At 37.4% G+C, this 23,605-nt stretch carries 17 protein-coding genes, 1 riboswitch and 1 other annotated feature; of the genes, 2 read left to right on the top strand and 15 right to left on the bottom strand.

What is annotated here, in order from left to right; genetic code table 11:
• Nucleotides 1-13 precede the first annotated feature (13 nt).
• The 4 genes from thiI to O3793_RS00260 all read right to left on the bottom strand — a co-directional run bounded on the left by thiI (nt 14) and on the right by O3793_RS00260 (nt 6,946).
• On the bottom strand, nt 14-1,231 hold the full coding sequence (thiI, locus tag O3793_RS00275) for a tRNA uracil 4-sulfurtransferase ThiI (protein WP_371444717.1): 1,218 nt from the start codon (nt 1,229-1,231) through the stop codon (nt 14-16).
• Nucleotides 1,232-1,244: 13 nt separating this feature from the next.
• The gene (locus O3793_RS00270; RefSeq protein ID WP_371444715.1) at nt 1,245-2,369 is read right to left on the bottom strand and encodes a cysteine desulfurase family protein; all 1,125 of its coding nucleotides are present in this window, start codon (nt 2,367-2,369) and stop codon (nt 1,245-1,247) included.
• A gap of 22 nt (nt 2,370-2,391) precedes the next feature.
• Nucleotides 2,392-4,806, bottom strand: coding sequence for a leucine--tRNA ligase (leuS, locus tag O3793_RS00265; protein ID WP_371444713.1), 2,415 nt, complete (start codon nt 4,804-4,806; stop codon nt 2,392-2,394).
• A gap of 46 nt (nt 4,807-4,852) precedes the next feature.
• Nucleotides 4,853-5,047, bottom strand: a binding site (T-box leader).
• Between the two features lie 18 nt (nt 5,048-5,065).
• Nucleotides 5,066-6,946 carry a LysM peptidoglycan-binding domain-containing protein gene (locus tag O3793_RS00260; RefSeq protein ID WP_371444712.1) on the bottom strand — a complete coding sequence of 627 codons (1,881 nt, stop codon included), beginning with the start codon at nt 6,944-6,946 and terminating at the stop codon, nt 5,066-5,068.
• 151 nt (nt 6,947-7,097) lie between these two features.
• Here O3793_RS00260 and O3793_RS00255 point away from each other — a divergent pair, with 151 nt between their 5' ends.
• Nucleotides 7,098-7,667, top strand: coding sequence for a class I SAM-dependent methyltransferase (locus tag O3793_RS00255; RefSeq protein ID WP_285252205.1), 570 nt, complete (start codon nt 7,098-7,100; stop codon nt 7,665-7,667).
• Between the two features lie 76 nt (nt 7,668-7,743).
• Here the strand turns inward: O3793_RS00255 and metK are convergent, their stop codons facing one another.
• Together metK and O3793_RS00245 are read right to left on the bottom strand one after the other, a co-directional pair.
• Nucleotides 7,744-8,916 (bottom strand): methionine adenosyltransferase, encoded by a 1,173-nt coding sequence (gene metK, locus O3793_RS00250; RefSeq protein ID WP_371444709.1) that lies wholly within the window; start codon nt 8,914-8,916, stop codon nt 7,744-7,746.
• Nucleotides 8,914-8,995: riboswitch (SMK box riboswitch) on the bottom strand. (Overlaps the previous gene by 3 nt.)
• A gap of 123 nt (nt 8,996-9,118) precedes the next feature.
• Nucleotides 9,119-10,960, bottom strand: a complete 1,842-nt coding sequence (locus tag O3793_RS00245) for an Ig-like domain-containing protein (protein WP_371444707.1) — start codon at nt 10,958-10,960, stop codon at nt 9,119-9,121.
• A gap of 309 nt (nt 10,961-11,269) precedes the next feature.
• Between O3793_RS00245 and O3793_RS00240 the strand changes: the two genes are divergently transcribed.
• On the top strand, nt 11,270-12,091 hold the full coding sequence (locus O3793_RS00240) for a hypothetical protein (protein ID WP_371444705.1): 822 nt from the start codon (nt 11,270-11,272) through the stop codon (nt 12,089-12,091).
• Nucleotides 12,092-12,131: 40 nt separating this feature from the next.
• Here O3793_RS00240 and nth read toward each other — a convergent pair whose 3' ends face one another.
• The 9 genes from nth to glgB all read right to left on the bottom strand — a co-directional run bounded on the left by nth (nt 12,132) and on the right by glgB (nt 23,560).
• Entirely contained in the window at nt 12,132-12,770 is a 639-nt protein-coding gene (gene nth, locus O3793_RS00235; RefSeq protein ID WP_371444703.1) for an endonuclease III, read from the bottom strand.
• A 1-nt stretch (nt 12,771) separates the two neighbouring features.
• Nucleotides 12,772-13,461, bottom strand: a complete 690-nt coding sequence (locus O3793_RS00230) for a DnaD domain-containing protein (RefSeq protein WP_371444702.1) — start codon at nt 13,459-13,461, stop codon at nt 12,772-12,774.
• Nucleotides 13,462-13,528: 67 nt separating this feature from the next.
• Nucleotides 13,529-14,830, bottom strand: coding sequence for an asparagine--tRNA ligase (gene asnS / locus O3793_RS00225; RefSeq protein ID WP_371445088.1), 1,302 nt, complete (start codon nt 14,828-14,830; stop codon nt 13,529-13,531).
• 30 nt (nt 14,831-14,860) lie between these two features.
• A complete protein-coding gene (locus tag O3793_RS00220; protein WP_371444700.1) occupies nt 14,861-15,994 on the bottom strand; it encodes a pyridoxal phosphate-dependent aminotransferase in 1,134 nt (377 codons plus the stop codon).
• Between the two features lie 67 nt (nt 15,995-16,061).
• The gene (locus O3793_RS00215; protein ID WP_048709893.1) at nt 16,062-16,538 is read right to left on the bottom strand and encodes a DUF5590 domain-containing protein; all 477 of its coding nucleotides are present in this window, start codon (nt 16,536-16,538) and stop codon (nt 16,062-16,064) included.
• 88 nt (nt 16,539-16,626) lie between these two features.
• On the bottom strand, nt 16,627-19,266 hold the full coding sequence (locus O3793_RS00210) for an exonuclease domain-containing protein (RefSeq protein WP_371444698.1): 2,640 nt from the start codon (nt 19,264-19,266) through the stop codon (nt 16,627-16,629).
• Nucleotides 19,267-19,404: 138 nt separating this feature from the next.
• Nucleotides 19,405-20,517, bottom strand: a complete 1,113-nt coding sequence (gene glgD, locus O3793_RS00205) for a glucose-1-phosphate adenylyltransferase subunit GlgD (protein WP_371444697.1) — start codon at nt 20,515-20,517, stop codon at nt 19,405-19,407.
• Nucleotide 20,518: 1 nt separating this feature from the next.
• A complete protein-coding gene (locus O3793_RS00200; protein WP_371444695.1) occupies nt 20,519-21,691 on the bottom strand; it encodes a glucose-1-phosphate adenylyltransferase in 1,173 nt (390 codons plus the stop codon).
• 15 nt (nt 21,692-21,706) lie between these two features.
• Nucleotides 21,707-23,560 (bottom strand): 1,4-alpha-glucan branching protein GlgB, encoded by a 1,854-nt coding sequence (gene glgB / locus O3793_RS00195; RefSeq protein WP_371444693.1) that lies wholly within the window; start codon nt 23,558-23,560, stop codon nt 21,707-21,709.
• Nucleotides 23,561-23,605: the final 45 nt, after the last annotated feature.

Below are 23,605 nucleotides of genomic sequence, written 5' to 3'. Positions count from 1 at the left end.
GCTTCTTTTTATCTTAAAATAAATCGTCAATCTCTTGACTTACTGTTTCTACTGGAGTTGTATAGTTAGCAGTAATTTCTTCAATCACTGTCCCCTCTACAGCCTCTTTAATTAACCCTTCCACATCAAGACGTGCTTCATATTGACGTGCCTTCTCCAGTTTCGGTTTTGTCTTAGGACTTGGCGGCGCAAACACCGTACAACAATCCTCAAACGGTTGAATCGATAACTCGAATGTATCAATTTCTTCAGCAACTTTAATAATATCGAGTTTATCCATTGTAGCTACTGGACGGATAATTGGTGTATTGGTCACATCATTAATCGCCACCATGCTATCTAATGTTTGAGAAGCCACTTGCCCCACTGATTCCCCATTGGCAATCGCAAGAGCACGTGCATTTTCTCTAAGTTGATCCGTAATACGAAGCATGAAACGACGCATAATTGTCATTAAATACGCTTCCGGTACACTCTTCTTGATTTCCTCTTGAATTCTTGAAAAAGGTACCGTTAAGAATTGAATACTTCCACCAAAACGAGCAATTTTAGCTGCTAAGAGTTTTGTTTTCTCTAACGCTTGTGGGCTCGTATACGGTGGGCTTGCAAAGTGCACGCATTGAATTTCCATTCCACGTTTCATCGCAAGATATCCGGCTACTGGTGAATCAATCCCGCCAGATAGCATAAGCATCGCGCGACCACTTGTACCAACAGGAAGTCCCCCTGCTCCTTGGATAGTCTTCAAACTCACCATTAAGTGTTCACGGCGCACATCGATACGGACCGTAATATCCGGTTGTTTTAATTGAACTTTGATATCTGGAAAAGCTTCTAAAACAGCATCCCCTAAAAACAAGTTGATTTGATTCGTATCCATCTCGAATGTGTGATCCGAGCGTCTTGTCATAATCTTAAATGTTTTGTCTTCAAGATCTTCTTGGCTTAATAAGTCTAGAACAACTTTTTTAGCCACTTCCATATCTTTTTCAACAATATATACTGGCGAAATAGACTGAATCCCAAAAATTGGTTTTACCTTTTCGATGACTGCTTCTTCAGGTGCTTCATGTAAATCTAAATACATAAAGTCATAATCAGGAATCACCTTTACCTGAGGAAAGTCTACTAAGGCTTTTTTAATATTTGACGCTAATTTTTGAGTGAACATTTTTTTGTTTCTACCCTTTGTAGAAAGTTCACCATAGCGAATCAAAATTCTAGTTTTCAACGATTTCCTCCTTTTATTTTAAAAACGAAAATTGTTTCATTAACTGATGCAGAACCTTTATAAACTGTTCTACTTCTTCTTTTGTATTGTCGTTTGAGAAGCTTACACGAACAGCTCCTGTCGCCCATTCAGTTGGCACATCCATCGCGTAAAGCGTACTAGATGAATCTGCTTTTTTACTTGAACAAGCAGAAGTCGTAGAAATATAAATGCCGTGATTTTCAAAGGCATGGACAACCACTTCTCCACGAACGCCTTTAATAGCAAAGCATAATACATGACTTGCTCCATCTTCAGGCGAGAAGATGCGGATTTCGGGTTTTGTAGCAAGCTCCTTCCATAGTTGGCTACGAAGTTCTCCTGTAACTGACTTTTCTTCTAAAGCCATTCGTAGAGCTTTTGTTGTAGCTACAATTCCTGGAAGGTTTTCAGTCGTACTACGTTCCCCCTTTTCTTGTCCGCCACCTGTTAAGAGCGCTTGAATCTTTCGTCCAAATTTCTTATACATAATCCCAACGCCTCGTGGTCCATGGAATTTATGCGCAGAAAGGCTCAATAAGTCAATACGTCCAATGGCAAGGAGCTGACTTGCGCGTTCCACTGCCTGAACAGCGTCCACATGAAAATGAATCGATGGGTATTCCTCAAGTACTTTAGCAATTCCAGCAATTGGTTGAACTGCTCCGACTTCATTATTGACAGCCATCACACTTACTAGAATCGTCTCTTTGCGAAGACTCTCTTTTAATTGTTCTACATTTACAATTCCTTTTGAATCGACATCTAAATAAGTTACTTCAAACCCGAAGCGTTCGAGTTGCTTACACGTTTGAAGGACTGATGGATGTTCAATTTTTGTGGTGATGATATGTTTCCCAAAAACAGACTTCTCAAGCGCTGTCCCTTTAATCGCCCAGTTATTCGATTCAGTCCCGCCTGAGGTGAAGAAAATCTCCTCAGGTTGAACTGATAATAAACTAGCCACTTGTGCTCTTGCCTTGGTCAACACTTGATATGCATCGACTCCTAATTGATGTAAGCTAGATGGATTTCCGAAGAACTTTTGGCTAACTTGAACATAGCTCGTTAATGCATCATCATAAATTTCCGTTGTTGCTGCATTATCAAAATAAATCATTCTACTTTCCTTTCAAACTCCATTAGTTTGCAACGATGTTTACTAAACGTCCTGGAACGGCAATCACATTACGGATTGTTTTTCCTTCGATGGCAGATTTCACTGATTCATGGTCTTTGGCAAGTGCCTCAAGAGCTGCAGCATCTGCGTCGGTTGGAACCATTACGCGTGCTTTAATCTTACCATTCACTTGGAAAATGACTTCAACTTCATCTTCGACTAATTTAGATTCATCGTAAGTTGGCCATGGTTCATAACTGATTGATTCTGTAAATCCAAATTTACTCCAGATTTCTTCAGCCATATGTGGTGCTAATGGCGCAATCAATTGTACAAGACCTTTCATGTAATCGAATGGCAATGCGTCTGCTTTATAAGCTTCGTTGACAAAAATCATCATTTGAGAAATTGCAGTGTTGAAATGCAACTCTTCGAAGTCTTCTGTCACTTTCTTCACTGTTTGATGGTACACTTTATCCAATTTACCATCGTTTAGTTTTGTGATACGGTCACGCATCTTACCATTATCATCAATCATCAATCTCCAGAAGCGATCTAGGAACTTACGGCTACCTTCAAGTCCTTTTTCACTCCAAGCAATCGATGCGTCAAGAGGTCCCATGAACATTTCATAGACACGTAATGTATCCGCACCATATTCACGAACAACATCATCAGGGTTTACAACGTTCCCTTTAGATTTAGACATTTTCTCATTACCTTCACCGAGAATCATCCCTTGGTTAAATAATTTTTGGAATGGTTCTTTGTTTGGAACAACGCCTAAATCGTATAACACTTTATACCAGAAACGAGCATATAGTAAGTGTAGAACGGCATGCTCCGCACCACCAATATATAAATCAACTGGTAACCATTGTTTTACTTTCTCTGGATCTACAATTTTTTCTTTGTTATGTGGATCAACATAACGTACAAAGTACCATGAGCTTCCTGCCCATTGTGGCATTGTATTTGTTTCACGACGACCCTTCTTACCTGTTACAGGGTCTGTGACATAAAGCCAGTCTTCAATTGCAGCCAGTGGAGATTCCCCAGTACCACTAGGACGAATTTTATCTGTTTTAGGCAATACTAATGGCAATTCAGATTCAGGAACAGTTGTCATAGTACCGTCTTCCCAATGAATCACTGGAATTGGTTCACCCCAATAACGTTGGCGTGAGAACAACCAGTCGCGTAGACGATAGCTTACTTTAGCTGCTCCTACGCCATGTTCTTCTAGCCATTCATTCATTTTTGCAATCGCATCAGCTTTATTCAATCCATCTAGGAAATCTGAATGAATATGCACACCGTCACCAGTGTATGCTTCTTCTTCGACGTTTCCGCCTTCGATGACTGGAATGATGTCTAATCCAAATACTTTAGCGAATTCGTAGTCGCGTTCATCGTGAGCTGGAACAGCCATGATCGCACCTGTACCATAAGTACTTAATACATAGTCTGCAATCCAGATCGGAATTTCTTTTCCGTTTACTGGGTTAACCGCGTACGCACCAGTAAATACCCCTGTTTTTTCTTTAGAAAGTTCTGTACGTTCTAAGTCTGATTTTGTAGAAACAGCTGCAATATAAGCATCCACTGCTTCTTTTTGTTCAGGAGTGACAATCTTTTGAACCAATTCATGTTCTGGCGCTAATACATTGTAAGTCGCTCCAAATAATGTATCCGGACGTGTTGTGAAGACTTCGAAGCTTTCGTCTGTACCTTTAACGTTGAAACGAACTTGAGCTCCTTCTGAACGACCAATCCAATTTCTTTGCATATCTTTGATGCTTTCTGGCCAATCTAAATCATCCAAATCTTCTAAAAGACGATCAGCGTATGCAGTAATTTTAAGCATCCATTGTTTCATTGGTTTACGGTAAACAGGATGTCCTCCACGTTCACTCTTACCATCAATAACTTCTTCGTTTGCTAGTACTGTTCCAAGCGCTGGGCACCAGTTCACTGGAATTTCAGCTTCATAAGCAAGTCCCATTTCCACTAATTTTGTGAAAATCCATTGAGTCCATTTATAGTATTCTGGATCCGTTGTATTAATTTCGCGGTCCCAGTCATAGCTGAACCCTAATTCATTAATTTGACGTTTGAAGTTCGCAACGTTTACTTTCGTGAATTCTGCTGGGTCATTTCCTGTATCAAGAGCGTATTGTTCTGCAGGAAGTCCAAATGCATCCCATCCCATTGGGTGAAGTACATTGTATCCTTGTGCACGTTTCATACGAGAAATGGCATCTGTTGCTGTATAACCTTCTGGATGTCCTACGTGAAGTCCTTGTCCTGAAGGATAAGGGAACATATCTAACGCGTAGAAGTTTTTCTTAGAAGGATCTTCTGTTGTTTTGAACGTATGATGTTCTTTCCAATATTTTTGCCATTTAGGCTCGATTTCTAGATGATTAAATGTCATCTGATTCACTCCTTTCAAAATAAAAAACGCCCCACCTGTCATTGACAGATAGGACGCAATACGTGTTACCACCTAATAATTTTACTCATCTTACCTGTAACGCGGGCGAGGCGGATACTCTTACTATCAGTTCAGAGTTCGGCTAAAAGGCGAGTTCAGTTTATTGAAATGATGCATTTTCACCAACCATGCACTCTCTACGTCTATCAAAGAAACTTACTATTCCTCTATCTGCTTTTGTGAGTATTATTCTAGCAGATTATTTAGAAACTTTCAACACTTGACCAACTCGGATAGTATTTGAAGTTAAGCCGTTTAAAGCTCTTAATTCAGATAATGTTAAGCCGTTATTCTTAGCGATACGGAATAAAGTATCACCTGCTTGAACTGTGTGAGTTGATGCACCAGTTGAATAGCTTACTGTAGTCGCTTTAGTAGTTGAAGTTGTTGCTTTTGCTGAACCAGATACTACTAATTGTTGACCAGGACGAATTGTGCTTGTTTCTGATAAGCCGTTGATTGATAACAATGTTGTTAATGAAATACCGTGGTTGTAAGCAATACGGTATAAAGTATCTCCTGCTTTAACAGTATAAGTACCGTTACCAGATGTTGACCCAGCTGATTGGTAGCTTACTTGTGTAGCAGTTGCTTGGCTAGCATTTCCTGAAACAGATAATGTTTGGCCAGGACGGATTACTGAAGATTGTGATAATCCATTGATGCTTAATAATGTATTTAAGCTCATGCCTGAACGACGAGCGATACTGTATAAAGTATCACCTGCTTGAACTGTATATGTTCCAGAAGTTGATGTTGAAGTCGCTGTTGTTTTAGATGGTGTGTATCCTGCAGATACAGTACGTCCATCTGATTGACCAACTGTTAAGCTTTGTCCAGGGAAAATCACTGATGATTGTGATAATCCGTTAATGCTTAATAATGTGTTTAAGCTCATACCTGAACGACGTGCAATACTGTATAAAGTATCACCTGGTTGAACAATGTAGTTACCAGAGCTTGTACGAGTTGAAGCAGTATTTGTTTTAACGACTGTTGATGCAGATTCTCCACCTACAACACGTAAAGTTTGACCTGGTTGAATTACACTTGAAGTAGAAATTCCATTTGCTGAAACTAATTGAGATAAACTCATACCAAATTTACGGCTAATTCCATATAATGTATCCCCTGCTTTAACTGTGTAGTATCCATTTGCAGTTGCTTTAGCAGTATTTGAAACTGATTTTGTGCTTACTGTTGTAGCTACTGTAGAATTTGTTTGTTTTGCTGGTGTGCCTAAAGATAATGATTGACCAGGACGAATCACTGATGAAGTTGATAAACCATTCACAGTTAATAATTGGTCTACACTTACACCCGCTTTACGACTGATACCGTATAAGGTATCACCTGCTTGAACTGTATATTGTCCGCCAGTAGAAGAAGTTCTTTCTTCAATACTAGCAGCAATCGCAGTTGCAGTCCCATTATCATATTTTGTTAATCCGTATTGTTCGATGATACGGTTTAATTTTGCATAGTAAGCAGTATCTGTTGCATAACGTCCTGTTAAATAACGTGTAGCATCTTGATAGCTGTTTGTACGGCTCTTCCAAGCACCTGAATAGAACAATGGTGCACCTTTAATACCGTTGATGATTTTATCTACATAGTCATCCATAGACTCTTTGTAAGAAGGATATTTTCTGAAGTTATCGTAAATACCATAGTATTTTTGAGCTCCAGCATCTTCTAATGTATACATGTTTACAGATTGACCGTTGTAGTTCCCTTTCACACCAAATAAGTTGTGGTTTGGTTCAGCAGATAACGCACTAGTTCCCCATGCAGATTCTAACGCTGCCTGTGCGATCATTACTGAAGTATATACATCTTTTCCTTCTGTAGCTTGTTGAGCTGCAGGAATAATTTTATTTAAGAATTGTTGCGCTGGTGATTGTACTTGATTTGAAGGTACTGTATACGCATGTGATTTTGGCGCAAGTACTAATCCCGCTACTGTAGTCGCTCCAACAACTGCAACTGTCTTTTGTAAGTTTTTATTTGCAGCCTGTAAAGCTTTCATTTGTTTTTCCTTTTTTAAACGTAAATATCTTTCGTGTTTTGTTTCTGTCATCCTTTTTTCCTCCATCTAAAAACTAATTCGTTATTCATTATAGTAGGATAAATTCTTTTGTGTAGGGGAACGTTGCACGAACACGCGAATCGTCGTATACTCTTAATATCCGTAAAAATTATGTAACAAAATGTAAAATTTTAGTTAAGAGGTGCTTATTTTGAAGAATGCACAGCAATTTAGTCACGAAATGATTCTTTCTGTAAATTTAGAAGACGGGATTTTTATCGATGCAACCGCAGGAAATGGACATGATACACTTTTCATGGCACAACATATAGAAAAAGGATCAAAAATTTTGGCTTTCGATATTCAAGAGAAAGCTATTTTACAAACAAGACAATTATTACAAAACCATGACTTTGAGCATAAAGTGACCTTTATTTTGGACTCTCACGCTCAAATTTCGAACTATTTAGACGATCAAGATTTGGTTCGATTAGCGATTTTTAATCTTGGTTATTTACCAGGAAGTGATAAAAAAATCATCACAACTCCCTCTTCTACTCTAGAAGCCATCCAAATTTTACTAGATCGATTAGAGAAAAAAGGGAAAATAATCATCGTTTCCTACTATGGGCATGATGGTGGAATCGAAGAAAAGAATTCTGTAGAAGAACTCCTCACGACTCTCCCGCAGAAGGAATGGTCTGTATTAAAATATCAATTCATCAATCAAATTAACTGTCCACCAATTTGTTATGTCATAGAAAAAAAGTAGAAAATTATCATATATGATAATTTTCTACTAAAAACAAAATCCAACCTCTTTTTAGAGGTTGGATTTCTTCATTATATTAAGCAAAATAAGCTTTTAACTCTTCTACTTTATTCAGTTGTTCCCATGGAAGTTCAATATCTGTTCTACCGAAATGTCCATAAGCGGCTGTTTGTTGGTAGATTGGTCTACGTAAGTTTAATGTTTCGATAATTCCTTTTGGAGTTAAACGGAACTCTTTACGAATCACTTCGATAATTTTTTCTTCTGGTACATGGTTTGTTCCAAATGTATCTACAGCGATGGAAACTGGTTGTGCTACCCCAATGGCATACGCTAATTGAATTTCACATTTATCAGCAAGACCGGCTGCTACAACATTTTTAGCAATGTAACGAGCTGCATAACTTGCTGAACGGTCTACTTTTGTAGAGTCTTTACCAGAGAAAGCTCCACCACCGTGACGAGCATAACCACCGTACGTATCAACAATGATTTTACGTCCAGTTAATCCTGAGTCACCAACAGGTCCACCGATAACGAATTTACCAGTTGGATTAATGAAGTAACGAGTTTCGTCGTCTAATAATTCAGCCGGAACAACTGGTTTTACAACATACTCAAGCACATCTTTTCTGATTTGCTCTTGAGAAATTTCTTCATCATGTTGTGTACTTACAACGATTGTATCAATACGTTTTACTTGGTGTTCAGGTGTGTATTCAATTGTCACTTGAACTTTACCATCTGGTCCTAAGTAATCTAATTGTTTTTCCTTACGAACTTTTGCAAGTTGATAAGCTAACTTATGACTTAAGTCGATTGGTAGTGGCATATATGATTCAGTTTCGTTTGTTGCATAACCAAACATTAATCCTTGGTCTCCAGCTCCAAACTCTTCTGCTTGTCCACGAGTTTCTAATGCATCGTCAACCCCCATTGCGATATCTGGTGATTGTTTATCCAGTGAAACTAATACCGCAACTGAATCTGCATCATATCCATATTTACGGTCTGTATAACCGATTTTACGAATTGTATCACGAGCTACTTGTTGATAATCGACAACAGCACTTGTTGTGATTTCTCCTACTAATACGACTAAACCAGTGTTTACTACTGTCTCACAGGCTACACGCGCTGTTGGATCTTGAGCAAGAATTGCATCTAAAATACCATCACTAATTTGGTCTGCGATTTTATCGGGATGTCCTTCTGTTACGGATTCCGATGTAAATAAAATTTTTTCCATTTCTTTTTCCCCCATTCAATTCCGGTTACAAGGCATCTACACATTGTGTATCCTTTCGGGAATATCATTTTTAACTTTCTCATTATAGCATTTATTGTAAAAAAAGATAGCAAAAACTACTATTATATGAACATTTTTTTCAAACATAAGAAAAAAGCCTAAGTTCAAAGACTTAGACTTTCTTCAAGAGGATTTTATTCTATTATTTTACTTCTTTACGAACAATTGCGTATGCGCCAACTAATAACACACTTGCAATTACAACTAGAAGATTGTAGTTTGTTGTACCTGTATTTGGTAATTCAGGTTTTTCTTCTGTAGTTGTTGTATTTTCAGTTGTCACTACTGTACTTGGTCCTTCTGTTGTTGTTGTAACAGTTGTAGGAGCTTCTGTAGTAGTTGTTACTGTTGTCGGAGCTTCCGTTGTTGTTACTGTTGTTGGAGCTTCCGTTGTTGTTGTTACTGTTGTTGGAGCTTCCGTTGTTGTTGTTACTGTTGTTGGAGCTTCCGTTGTTGTTGTTACTGTTGTTGGAGCTTCCGTTGTTGTTGTAACAGTTGTAGGAGCTTCTGTAGTAGTTGTTACTGTTGTCGGAGCTTCCGTTGTAGTCGTTACTGTTGTTGGAGCTTCCGTTGTTGTTGTAACAGTTGTAGGAGCTTCTGTCGTTGTTGTAGCTGTCGTAGGAGCTTCCGTTGTTGTTGTTGACGTTGTAGTAGTCGTTGTTGTTGTTGTAGTCGTTGTTGTCTCTTCTTTTGGATTCACAATTGTTTTTGTTACAGCGTGATCCGTTCCGAAGTCTTCAACGTTAACGACAGTTTCAGCGTCTTTAATAACGAATCCTGCAGGAGCTTCTGTTTCTGTCAAGATATATTTATCTTTTAATAATGCATTAACAGTAATATTACCATTTTCATCAGTTTCGTATTCACCGATTACTTGGTTGTTCGCTTCACGTACTACTTTAAATTTAGCACCTTTAATTGGTTGGTTAGCGTCATCCACTTTATGAACGTTGATTGTAAATACATAACCGACACCGGCACCACCAGCAATTTGAACTGCAGAAGCATTGGTTATTTCTTTAATAACGACACCTTTACCTTTTAATGTAGCGTCATTCTTTAATAATTCGCCATCAACTGGTTGGTAGTTTAATCGAACATCATAATCAATACGGTATTGATCCGCTTCAGTAATATCGCCTAAATCAATAACGAAAGATTGTCCATCTTCAGCGACTGTCACTTTATGTTGATCTGTAACATCAACACGGTCAGAGAATTGCCATTCACCATCTACAAAAGCAAATTTACCTTTAATAACTCTAATACTATCTTTTACATAGCTAGCGTTTGTAAATTTCAAATGGTCTTCTAATGTAACTTCTTTAATATTTTGACGGTTACGGTTTACAGAAATTGTATAAGAAATTGTCTTGTTGTCTGTATTGTTTACCCAACTTGTTTTTGTTAAAGTTCTTGGATTTCCATCACCAATCCCTTTAAATGTCACTTTACCAGCAACTTTTGTTACACCGTTGACTGTCACAACGACAGGAATTTCACCTTGTTGTGGATGTTTCTTAAAGTCAATACGTGCATAGAAGAAGAACGAACCATTTGTATCGGAATGTTTTTCAACATAGTCTGTATACGTTAATGTTAATTTTTTGTTTTCAGCATCAACTTTAGCATGAGCGATAATTTCATTTGTGTTAATATCGCGAATTTCAAAACTATCAGATGTAATGATTAATGCATCTGGTACGGTAACTGTAGTTTGGTCACCTGCTTTAACATTTTTACCTGCTAAATCATATGTTGCATTAATACGGAAGGTAGCCCATTGTGCTAAATCCCAATTTAGATCTCCACCTTCGTTATTGGTTACATTAACAATTGTAATGGTATCTGCAAATTTACCAGTCACAGAAACTGCAGGTGTCGTTTCTTCAGCAGATGCATTATGAGAAGCTAATGTGAAAAGTGCTGTTAATAAAAATAGTAAGAACGAAAAAATCCCCAATTTTTTCCCGTTTTTGTTCATCGTGCTTTCCTCTTTTCTTATTAAATTGATGGTAAAAAATTACCTCTCCCGTTCATTTTATCACATTTAATTCCTAATTAATACCTTAAAGGTGAAATTCACCGCGTTTTTTTCATCTTTTTTTCAAAGAATTTTTCCCAAAATGCTCAGAAGCCTTGAAAAATAAAGCGTTTTAGCGGTTCGTTTTCTTTGAGCTAATTAAAAAATACACAATCATTTCCATCCTAAAAGCCCTTAAACAGCGCCCAACCTTGACAAGAACTCTATTATTACCTATCATTAAGCTATACTTAAGAATGAGGTATTATTATGAATAATGAATCGCAGACGATATCAATCGAAAGCATTCTTCACCAAGCAACTACCCCGTGGTTGAGCTTTGTCTTAGCACCGCTTGGTTATTGCTTTATCGGTTTGATTCTTGCATTAAGACAACAGCAATTTCAATTTTTGCATTTTGTCGTTTTATTTTTATTTTTTGTAGCTATTTACTTACAAGAAAATTCATATCGCAAACTAGCACTTCATCCAGAGAAAAAGAAATGGCCAGTCATTGCATTAACGAATGTTATTCTCTTTGCAATTCTCTTCTATTTCTACCAAACAGTCGCTATTAGGGTGGTTCTTCTTCTCTTTGCCATTGTGCTATTTAATCATACGAATCTGTTTGAAGTGAAGGTAAATGAAGTTTCATATATTTATCATCTGCTACTAAATGGGATTGCTAAATACTATATCGCAAATTTCGTTACAGTATATGTACTCAGTGGCAATGTAACTTCTGCTATTAGCGCTCAACTCTTCCAATATGTTTTATTTGGACTGTATGTGTCTCATATCAAAACAAAACTAACAGAGCGAAAAGAAGGAAAAAGACATTTCGGCCCAGTAGCTGCTATCTTTAATGTATTTGTCAGTCTGTCATGGCTAGTAGGAACAGTCGTTTACTACTTATGGTATTTGAATCATTTCAATATTTTGGGAATCATTTTATTCTCATTATCATTATTAATTCCGATTCTTTACCAAATCCACTTTAGAAAACAGTACACAGTGAATCGTTTAATTACATACCTCCATTGGTATTTAGTTGTAATGTCTGTTTTATATGGATTCTTTATCGCAATTTAAATCAAAAAAATGGTTGGACAATTGTCCAACCATTTTTTGTTTATACTTCTTTTTGACCATAGGCGCAAATATCGAGTAATGGACAACTTGCACATTTCGGTTTTCTGGCAATACAATGATATCTTCCAAAGAAGATCATCCAGTGATGGGCTTTTCCCCATAAATCTTTTGGTAATTTCTTACAAAGTGTTTCTTCTACTTCTAAAACGGATGCCGATTGCTTAACCATTTGGAGTCGTTTAGAAATACGTTCTACGTGAGTATCTACTGCAAATGCAGGCAATCCAAACGCAACGCTTAACACGACATTCGCTGTCTTTTGCCCAACTCCTGCTAGTTGCATCAACTCTTCTCTTGTACGTGGAACTTCTCCGTTAAATCGTTCAACCAATTGCTGTGCGCACAGACGAATATTCTTTGCCTTATTTCTGTAAAGGCCTAAGGATTGAATACACTCAATCACCACTTCTTCTTCACTATTCGCTAAAGCATGCGCATTTGGATAAATAGCAAACAATTTTGGAGTGACTTTATTCACACCTTTATCGGTTGCTTGCGCGCTGAGAATAGTCGCAATCAGCAATTGAAACGGCGTCTCGTGATCCAGTTCGCAATGCGCATCTGGAAATAGTTTTTGCATTTCGAGAACTGCTTGTAATGTTTTTGCTTTTGATAACATCTTATCTTTTCACCCAATTCACTAATGGAACTGATTGACTAGCAGTTTCATTTGGTTTTACGTCTACTTGTGCATTCTTCGTGCGAGTTTCAGACGCTACTAATTGTTGCGCAGATTGAATCCCTTTGTTCTTCCAAGCCAGTAAAATACGGTCAATATATTTCACATTATGCGCTTGATTTAAAACCGCCTCTTTTAAGGCAGCCACGATTAATTCCTGTGGATACTTGTCGTTATGAATCCATCCAGAAATCATCTCAATTTCAAAACCGCTTAACTGACGATTAAACTCTTGCTCAATTAACGTCAACACATTGACATCTTTTTGCGACATCTTTTCAACACTAAAAGAGTTTTGCTTAAATAACACTTCTAATTGACGAAGAAGCGGTTTAAAGCTATAGTAATCCACTTTTTTCCCGTCTTGTGCTTCGCGCTGTTTAATCTCTAACACTTGTCGATCCATTAAATGTTGAATAATGCTAAATAATTGTCTTTCGTCGACTCCAAATTGTTGGCAAGTTTCTCGAATATTTAACACAAATGATTCTTCTGGATGTCGTTGCATTAACCATGCAATTAATAAGCATTCATCTGCAGTCAATTGCAATTTTCGGTAATTTTGAAGTAATGCATTTGGAACAGACGTACTGCCACTATAAATCCAATGTTCTTGGAATGTTAATGCCATTTTTTGACCTCCCTCTTTTAAAAAAGAGCCAACGACTCATGTCAGCGGCTCTTTCATATTCTTTTTATTATGGATAAATACGATTTAATAAACGTGGGAATGGAATAGCTTCACGAATATGTTTCGTACCAGCAATAAACGTTACTAGACGTTCTAACCCAAGACCGAATCCTGAGTGAGGAACAGAACCATATTTACGTAAATCTAAGTAGAATGCATAATCATCTGGATTTAATCCATTTGATTTAATTCTCTCTAATAATTTATCGTAGTCCGTTTCACGCTCACTACCCCCGATAACTTCTCCGTATCCTTCTGGAGCAAGTAAGTCTGCACAAAGTACACGACTTTCATTTCCAGGTACTGGTTTCATGTAGAAAGCTTTAATCTCAGTTGGATAGTTGATAACGAATGTTGGTACTCCAAAGTGATTTGAAATCCATGTTTCGTGTGGTGAACCGAAGTCATCTCCGTGTTCTAAGTGTTCGTAGTCAGTATCTTCATCGTTTTCATGCGCTTGTAATAAGTCAATCGCTTCATCATATGTGATACGTTTGAACGGTTCGCTAATATATTTCTTCAATAATTCAGTATCACGTTCAAGAGTTTCTAACGCATGTGGTGCACGGTCTAATACGCCTTGAATTAAGGCTTTAACGTATGCTTCTTGTAAGTCTAATGACTCGTCATGTGTTAAGTATAAATACTCAGCATCCATCATCCAGAACTCTGTTAAGTGACGACGAGTTTTAGATTTTTCTGCACGGAATACAGGGCCGAAGTCGAATACGCGACCGAATGCCATTGCTCCAGCTTCTAAGTATAATTGACCAGATTGTGTTAAGTACGCTGGATCTCCGAAGTAATCTGTTTCGAATAATTCAGTTGAATCTTCAGCCGCATTTCCAGAAAGAATTGGGCTATCGAATTTAATGAATCCATTTTTATCAAAGAACTCGTATGATGCATAAATAATCGCATTACGAATTTCCATAATGGCATGTTGTTTTGTTGAACGTAACCATAAATGACGGTGGTCCATTAAGAAATCAGTACCATGCTCTTTTGGAGTGATTGGATATTCATGACTCTCCCCGATTAATTCGATGTCTTTTACTAATAACTCATAGCCTAATTTAGAACGAGTATCTTCTTGAACAACACCTGTTACAAATACAGAACTTTCTTGTGTTAATCCTTTTGCTAATTCAAAAGTTTCTTCGCTTACGTCTGCTTTTACTACAATTCCTTGGAAATAAGCTTTTCCATCACGTAATTGTAAGAACGCAATTTTTCCGCTAGAACGTTTGTTAGTTACCCAAGCACCAATGGTAACGGTTTGTCCAACGTAATCTTTTGCTTGATTCATTGTTATAGTTTTCAAAATATCACTCTTCCTTTACTTATATGATTCAATAAATTCCTTAATTCGATTAGCGGCTTCTCTTAATTCCTCTTCGCTATTAGCACAGCTAAGTCTTAGGAAACCGTTGCATCCAAAGTTCTCTCCGGATACTGTTGCAACCCCTGCTTCTTCGAGTAGCTTTAGAGCAAACTCTTCTGAAGAAGCTACGCCTACGATATGCATGGCTACTTTCACATTCGCGAATAAGTAGAACGCTCCTTTAGGCTTCTCACACTTAATTCCTTGAATATCGTTTAGTAATCCATGAAATACGTCGATTCTTCTTTGGAACTCATCACGCATTTCTTTTTTACTAACTTCAACATCTTCGTTAAAAGCGCGAATGGCTGCATACTGTACAACCGCAGCAGGATTACTTGTTGTATGACTTGTTAAGTCATTTAAAGCTCTAATGATTCGTTTTGGACCGAATACATATCCAAGTCTCCATCCAGTCATCGCAACTGATTTTGATAATCCATTAATGACTAATGTGTTATTAAAAATCTCTTGGGATAAACTTGCCATACTGATGGAAGGCGCATCATAGACTAACTCATAATAGATTTCATCTGATACGACAAATACATTATGTTCTAATGCCCAATTTCCAATCTCTTGTAACTCTTCTTTTGTATACAAGAGCCCTGAAGGATTCGAAGGCGCATTGAGCACCAAGAGTTTTGTCTTATCTGTTACGTATTCGTTTAATAAATCAACTGTTAGTTTAAACGAATTTTTTTCTCTAGTCTCAATATACACCGGAACGCCATCTGCTAATTGAATTTGTTCGGCATAACTCACCCAGTAAGGAATTGGAATTAAAACCTCGTCTCCTGGATCTACTAAAGTCATAAAGACTGAATACAGCGCAAATTTAGCACCCGCAAAAGTCGCAACTTGCTCCTTTTGCAAATCAATTCCATCTTTACGTTTATGAAAATCACAAATCGCCTGTCTTAACTTATCTATTCCCAAAGCTGGTGTATAATGATCGGTTTCGTGTTTTCTTAAAGCATCAATGGCTGCCTCTGTAATCACTTCAGGTGTATTAAAATCAGGTTCACCAATCGACAAACTAATGATCTTTCTTCCCTGAGCTTTTAGTTCTCTAGCTTTTTGTGTCATCGCTAGAGTTCCTGAAGGCAAAATTTTCGATACTCTATCTGAAATTTTTACCATAAATCACCAATTTCTATATATTCTCAATATCTTTAATCCATTTACCATTTTTCGCTGAAATATAGTAATAACCAATACGTTGATTACTCATACGATAATTGACTTCCCATACAGGTTCCCCATTTAAAAGGCCAAGTCTTGCTTCAAGCACTTCAACATCTGGTTTATCTTGTAATGTAATAGAACGAGCTTCTTGCTCATTGACCACTGCTGATTGCTGAAGAATTGTGACATCTCCACCTTCTTCAGGAATGATTGCGTAGATGGCATTTCCGTCTTTATCTTCACCCATAACGGTGTAATAAGACGCATCCGTATTGTACAAGTAAAACTTCGTTACTTTTGAAAATTCTACGGTTGGTGCCATCATCGTAAGTGCTTCGTTACGTTTTTTAATCTTTGGATCCACACTTACTAAAAAGATACTTGCAGCAGCTAAAAATAATAGAAATAAAGTGAGTAAAAGAATAAACATTGTTCTGCGTTTCATCAATTTCTCTCCTCTACTCTAATTTTCATAGATAATGGTATTATACGCTATTTAAAGCAAAAATACCACCATCCACCATAAAAGAACGCTACGAATTTATATTCTTTGTAACGTTCAAACACTTCTTAAATGGTTTCTCAATGACCACGGCATTTTCTGGAAAAACGCTCTTCACTTTCAGTGCATATTTACTAATTGTAGCCCGAACATCTAATAGCCAAATCTCGGCATTTTTTTGATGAGGTCTACTAAAACGTCCTAGTCCCTGATAGAGTTGAAGCAGCATCATCTTCATCGCATAATGTCCAAAATAAGAACGCTCTTGTTCCTTCATTTCAAGTTGAATAATTTGTTGCGCTGTGGATACCGGATTTGGGAACGGCAATTTTGTAATCACGAGGGAATCAATCGATTGTCCACCACTATCAAATCCTTCCCAGAAACTATAAACACCAAGTAAAATCGCTTCATTTCGTTCTTGGAAACGACGTTGAATTCTTCGTCCCATCTGAGGACCTTTTTGAGCAAGCAAATCAATCTGATGAGCGTAACAAAATCCTTCTAACAAGCTCTCTACTGCTAAGAGCGCTTCTACTGAATGCATTAATACAAGCATTCTTCCACCCTTGCGCTCATATATCTGTTCAATGCATCTTGCAATTTGTGCGTGATATTGTTGACTTGAAGAAGAATTCACGGCCACTAAATCATTTGGAATGAAAATATGATGATTACTATGATTCTTTTCAGTATTAATCACCGTAAGCTTCTCTTTTGCTTCTAACTCATGGAATAATGGCGTAAACGTTGGTATCGTTGCAGAAATCCCAATCAGTTGTCTGATTTTCTCTTTAAATTGATTGAAGACTTCAATGACCGGTCTAACTCTTAATAGTTCGAGGGTATTTTGTCCATATTGCTCTTTTTCTTCAATGACAAAATAATCATTCCCATCCTTTTGGAATTGCGCAATAGATTCTATTAACTCTTGCAATAAATGTGTACTCTCTTCGTATAAACTTGTCTTATCTGCATTGGCTTGTAATAGATTCATCACGCCAGACAGAGCTTTTTGCATCGCCTTCACCATTTCACAGTGAATAGAATCTTTCCACTCTGTAGCTGTAAATACAAAAGAAGTTGACAGTTGTTGAGTGCTCTTCAATTCTTCAAACCACGTTTCATATAAATCACAGATTTCTAATAACTTACGATTCATAGTACGAGAAAGATGTTCCTCTTCTTTCGAGAAATGAAACATCGCATTTAAGTGATGATCAGACCACAATTGTTGCACTTCAAATAGAGGAGAGAAATTAACGGTAATCGTGCCAAATTGTTCTAGTGCATGCTCAAATTGTTGCACTTCATCGAGAAGAACAGCAGGTTTAATACGATGAGCAATCGTTGAGGCATACTGGATAAGGAAGGCATGATTCGTTACCACAACAGGACTCTGTTGTACATAAGTGACCGCCTTGTTCCAATATAGACTTCCTTCTTTCTCTGCTTCTTTCACCGAAATGTTTTTCCACAACGATGCTTGATGGAGGACTTGGTTACATTCCGATAAATCTCCTGTCTTCGTCTGGGTAATCCAGACGATTAACCCCATGATTGAAAGACTATTTCTGGCACTTCTTTCTTCCTTATACTTTTGAACTGAACGTTTAAATGCAGATAAATCAATATAATGTCGTTGCCCCTTTATAGATACGACTGACGTCTTTATCTTCAACTCAGAAATAAGTGGTGCGATACTATCTTCCATCAATTGTTGTTGCAACAGCAAATTCGAAGTTACAATCCAGATTGGATTACGCTTACTAGCTTTTTCAAACGCTGCTAATAAATATGCGTAAGTCTTACCTGAACCAGGACTTGCTTCGATAAAATGCAAAGGTTCATCCTTTTCAAGAAGCGATTCAATCGTTGAAATCATCTTACGTTGACTTGACTTATCCTCTAAAAATCCACCTTCTACTAATTTTTGATAAGCTTCTAGTGCATTGATTTTTCTCTTAGAGCTCTTCACCTCAATCTCTTCCAATACTAGCGGTGAAACAACGAAACCTTGTTCAACCGGAAGTTCTTTCTGTTCTTCTTTTATACTTTCTTTTATACTTTCTTCTAAAATCTCCTCAAAAACTTTCCCCGTATCCCCTAGTAATTCTCCTGAAAATTCGGTCAGTTGGTTCAAAGTGATATATGACAACGTCCTTAGCTTCGTCTTCATTTTTAAAAACAACTCAGCAGTTGCGCGCGCATCACTACCTGCTGTATGTACTTGGTTGTGACGAATCTCTAACCACTCTGTTAAATCACTGAGTCTATAACTAAGAGCCGTCGGATAGCAAATCTGCGCTAGTTGTACTGTGTCAATGAATGGAACCTCTAAATCGAGTCCTAATGTATCTTTTAAAGCTGATATTATGAAAGGCCCATCAAATCCTACATTATGTGCAACCAGCGTTCTATCTTCTAAAAGATTAAAAATGGTCATTGCTACTTCATCAAAATATGGAGCCTTTGCAACATCTGCGTTGGTCACTCCTGTTAATAATTGAATCTCGAATGGAATACTTTTTTCAGGATTAATATTGAGTGAGACATGTTCAATCACTTCATCGCCATTAATTAAGGTACAACCAAATTGGAAGATTCGATCCCCGCTCTCATATTTTGGCCCTGTCGTTTCTAAATCAATGACCGCATATTTTCTTACCATGAGAAAAGCTCCTTTCTAAGAATTCCTACTTATTTAGTTTACTAACTTATTTCTCTTGTTGCAAACAGTAGAAAAGGATTAAGGCAAAAAAAAGCTTGAGCGATTGCTCAAGCTTTCTTTTATTCTTTTAAATGTTCATTAAACGGTTTTACCTTTATCGATGACCACTTGTACTTCTTCTGTACCTGTTAAAACGGTATGTTGTTTTACAGTCACATCTTTATCGGCAATCACATATTCTAAATGAGCACCAGATTTAATGACTGTGTTTGAAATAATGATACTGTTCCGAACAACGGCACCCTCTTCTACGACAACATCACGGAAGATAATACTATTTTCAACAGTACCTCGAATCTTCGTACCATCTCCAAGAATAGAATTCTTCACTAGCGCCTTCTTGCCGTAGCTCGTAGGAACGGTATCTTTAACACGCGTAATCACTTGAGTGCCTGAAAGGAATACATCACGTAAGTTTTCGAAATCAAGCATTTCCATATTCAAGTCATAGTAATCTTTAATCGTATTAACAACTTTTAAGTACCCTTTGATTTGGTATGCAAATACACGTAATGTTTCAAGGTTTTTAGAGATATAATCGCGTAAGATATCTTCCCAACCAAGTGTCAAACCTTTCTTCACAATACCATTGAATAATTCTTTTGTTAAGATGTAAATCTTCACTTGTGTTGCGCATTCATTATCTGATCCATCAAAATGATAGAGTGACTCATAAACTTGATGATTTTCATCAAAGATAATTTGCGACTCCCCTACTGTTGGTTTGCGATACGTATAAGCAACTGTAATATCGGAACCTGTATCTAAGTGATATTGGAACATCTCTTTGAAATCAATATTCCCGATAATATTTGTATCAGCTAAAATAACGAACTCTTCATCCAAATCTTGCGTATACACCATCGTATTCGCTAACGCTTCAATTTTATTTTGTGGGATACGTGTTGATAAGTAGTTTGACATCGGAGTAATAATCTTCAAACCACGGTGCTTACGGTTTAAATCCCAATCTTTTCCTGAAGCGACATGATCAAGTAAAGATTTATAATTATGATTCGTTAATAATGCAATATTATCGATATCAGCATGTACAAGGGAGGATAACATAAAGTCCACCATACGATAGCGGGAAATAACTGGTAAAGCAGCTGCTGTACGATTTCTGACTAACCCTTGAAGGTCGTCATTTCTATAATTATCTGCAAACAATATACAAAACGCTTTGATCATATTAATTTCCTCCAACTTTCGTATCTTCTTCTACCACTTCGAAATTGCCGATTACGGTAATCATATCTTTTCCAAGTTCAATTTCTTCATGGCCCACAGTCACACCGCTTTTCACAACCGTGCCTTCTGCAATAATTGAGTTAACAACTGTGGCTCCCTCTTCAATGACTGCATTTTGCATGATGATACTACCTAGAACCTTGGAGTTTTTTGCAATCGATACCCCAGAAGAAACAATAGATTCATGAACTTTACCGAGTACAATAGTTCCATCTGAAATCATAGAATCTGTCACTTCGGCGCTTTCTCCGATATATTGAGGAAGTCTGCCTTCGTGGCGGTAATAAATCTTCCATGATTTATCAGAAATATTAAATTCTTCTCTTCGTTTAATTAAGTCCATATTAGCTTCCCATAAACTTTCAATGGTACCAACGTCTTTCCAATATCCTGCAAATGGAAAGGCATAAATACGGCGGTCTTCTTCAAGCAACATCGGAATAATATTCTTACCAAAGTCTTTTTCACTTTCAGGATTTTCTTCATCACGAATTAAGTATTCTCTTAATACTTTCCAGTTAAAAATGTAAATCCCCATTGAAGCTTTCGTTGAAACCGGATGTTCAGGTTTTTCCAAGAATTCTACAATACGTAAATCTTCATCCGTATTTAAAATACCGAAACGACTTGCTTCTTCTATAGGCACATTAATATGAGCAACCGTCAAGTCTGCCTTTTTCTCTTTATGGAATTCAAGCATCTTGTTGTAGTTCATTTTATAAATGTGGTCGCCAGATAAGATTAAAACGTACTCTGGATCGTATTGCTCGATATACTTAATATTTTGATAAATCGCATTGGCAGTTCCTTTATACCATTCCCCAGTTTTACCCGCAGTATACGGTGGAAGAATTGTTAATCCTCCGTCCACACGGTCTAAGTCCCACGGGTTCCCGTTTCCCATATAAGAGTTCAATTCAAGCGGCATAAACTGAGTCAAAACACCAACAGTAGAAATTCCTGAATTTGAACAATTTGAGAGAGGAAAATCGATAATACGATACTTCCCACCAAAAGGTACAGCTGGTTTAGCCATATCCTTTGTCAGTACTTGCAGACGTGTTCCTTGTCCACCTGCTAGTAGCATTGCTACGATTTCTTGCTTTCTTGCCATACGTTCAACCTCCGATTATTGATTATTGATAAGATACATTGTTGAAAACGGTGGTACGTTCACCGCAAGTTTATAATCAAAGCCCTTATGTGGTTCGGTAACTGTATGAAGTCCACGATTGACCACTCCGCTTCCGTTATACTTTTTAGCGTCAGAGTTTAAAACTACTTTGTAACTACCCCATTTTGAAACGCCAATTTCGTAATTCTTAATTAAGTTTCCTGAGAAATTAGAAATCACAATCACTGAGTCGCCTTTAGAGTTCATTCTTGAGAAGACGAAACAGTTATTCCAAACATCTTCAACTTCATGCCATCTGAAACCAGTCCAGCCACCATCTAGTTGCCATAACTCAGAATGTTTTTTATAGAATGCATTCAAGTCTTTCACATAGCGATGAGTCGCATCATGAATTGGATATTTCAATAAGAACCAGTCTAATTCTCGTTCTTCATTCCACTCAATCATTTGTGGAATTTCATTTCCCATGAAGTTTAATTTTTTACCAGGGTGGGCCATCATATACCCCATGAAAGCTCTATAGTTCGAAAACTTATCTTCATAAGGAACTGAAGCTTTATCTAGGAGTGACTTTTTACCGTGAACGACTTCATCGTGAGAAATTGGTAAAATATAATTTTCTGAGAAGGCGTACATCATTGAGAATGTAAATTGATTGTGAATTCCTCCTCTGAAAAGCGGATCTTTCTCTAAGTAATCTAGAGAGTCATTCATCCAGCCCATATTCCATTTGAAGTGGAAACCAAGCCCTCCTTCTTCTACTGGTTTCGTAACCCCAGCGAACGCAGTAGACTCTTCAGCAATCATCATTACTCCAGGATACTCATTACGAACAAACTCATTAAGAGATTGAATAAATCGAATGGCTTCTAAATTTTCGAATCCTCCGTAAATATTACGTGCAGACTCTTCTTCACTTCGACAATAGTTATAAAACAACATTGAGCTTACAGCATCCACTCGAAGTCCATCGATATGGAATTTTTCAAGCCAAAGTACTGCACTAGAGTAAAGGAATGAAAGCACTTCTGTCTTTCCATAATCAAAGACACGAGTTCCCCATCCTTTATGCTCTTGAATACGTTGGTCACTGTACTCATAGCAAGGTGTTCCATCAAATTCATATAATCCAAAGGCATCTTTCGTAAAATGTCCTGGAACCCAGTCTAAAATCACACCAATATTTGCTTTATGACATTCATCCACAAAGTACATAAAATCTTCAGGCGTTCCAAATCTAGAAGTCGCTGCGAAGAATCCTGTTACTTGATATCCCCAAGATTTGTCATATGGATATTCCGTAATCGGTAATAATTCAATATGTGTATAATTCATTTCTTTTACGTAAGGAATTAACACATCAACCATTTCACGATAGGAATATGGGTCTCCATTTTCCTTTTTCTTAAATGAGCTTAGCTCGACTTCATAAATGTTCAAAGCTTCCTGGAAGGGTACTGTTCTCTTCTTCATCCATTTTTCATCCGTCCAAGAAAAATCTGGGAAATGATAAACTTTGGAAGCAGTTTGTGGTCTTGTTTCAGCGTGACGTGCATATGGATCAGCTTTCCACAACCAGTCACCGTGATGAGGAACAATGACATATTTATAAGAATCAAACTGTTTCACATTCGGTATGGTTATTTCATAGATACCATTTTGGTTAATGCGTTCCATTCGGTAATCTGTAGGTCTCCAGTCACAAAAATCGCCTGTTACATATACCTCTTTAGCGTTTGGAGCCCAAACTCGGAATGTACATTCGTTATCACCTGGAAAGTTACCTAAGAAATCATAACTATGAAAGTTTCTTCCCTCATGAAATAAATATTCTGCTAGTTGTTGCACTAAACAATCACTCCTTTTCGCATTCGCTAACAAAAAGAAAATAAG

This window comes from Granulicatella sp. 20925_1_28 (assembly GCF_041433575.1).
Classification (GTDB): domain Bacteria; phylum Bacillota; class Bacilli; order Lactobacillales; family Aerococcaceae; genus Granulicatella.
This window is presented reverse-complemented; position numbering and strand designations above follow the sequence as displayed.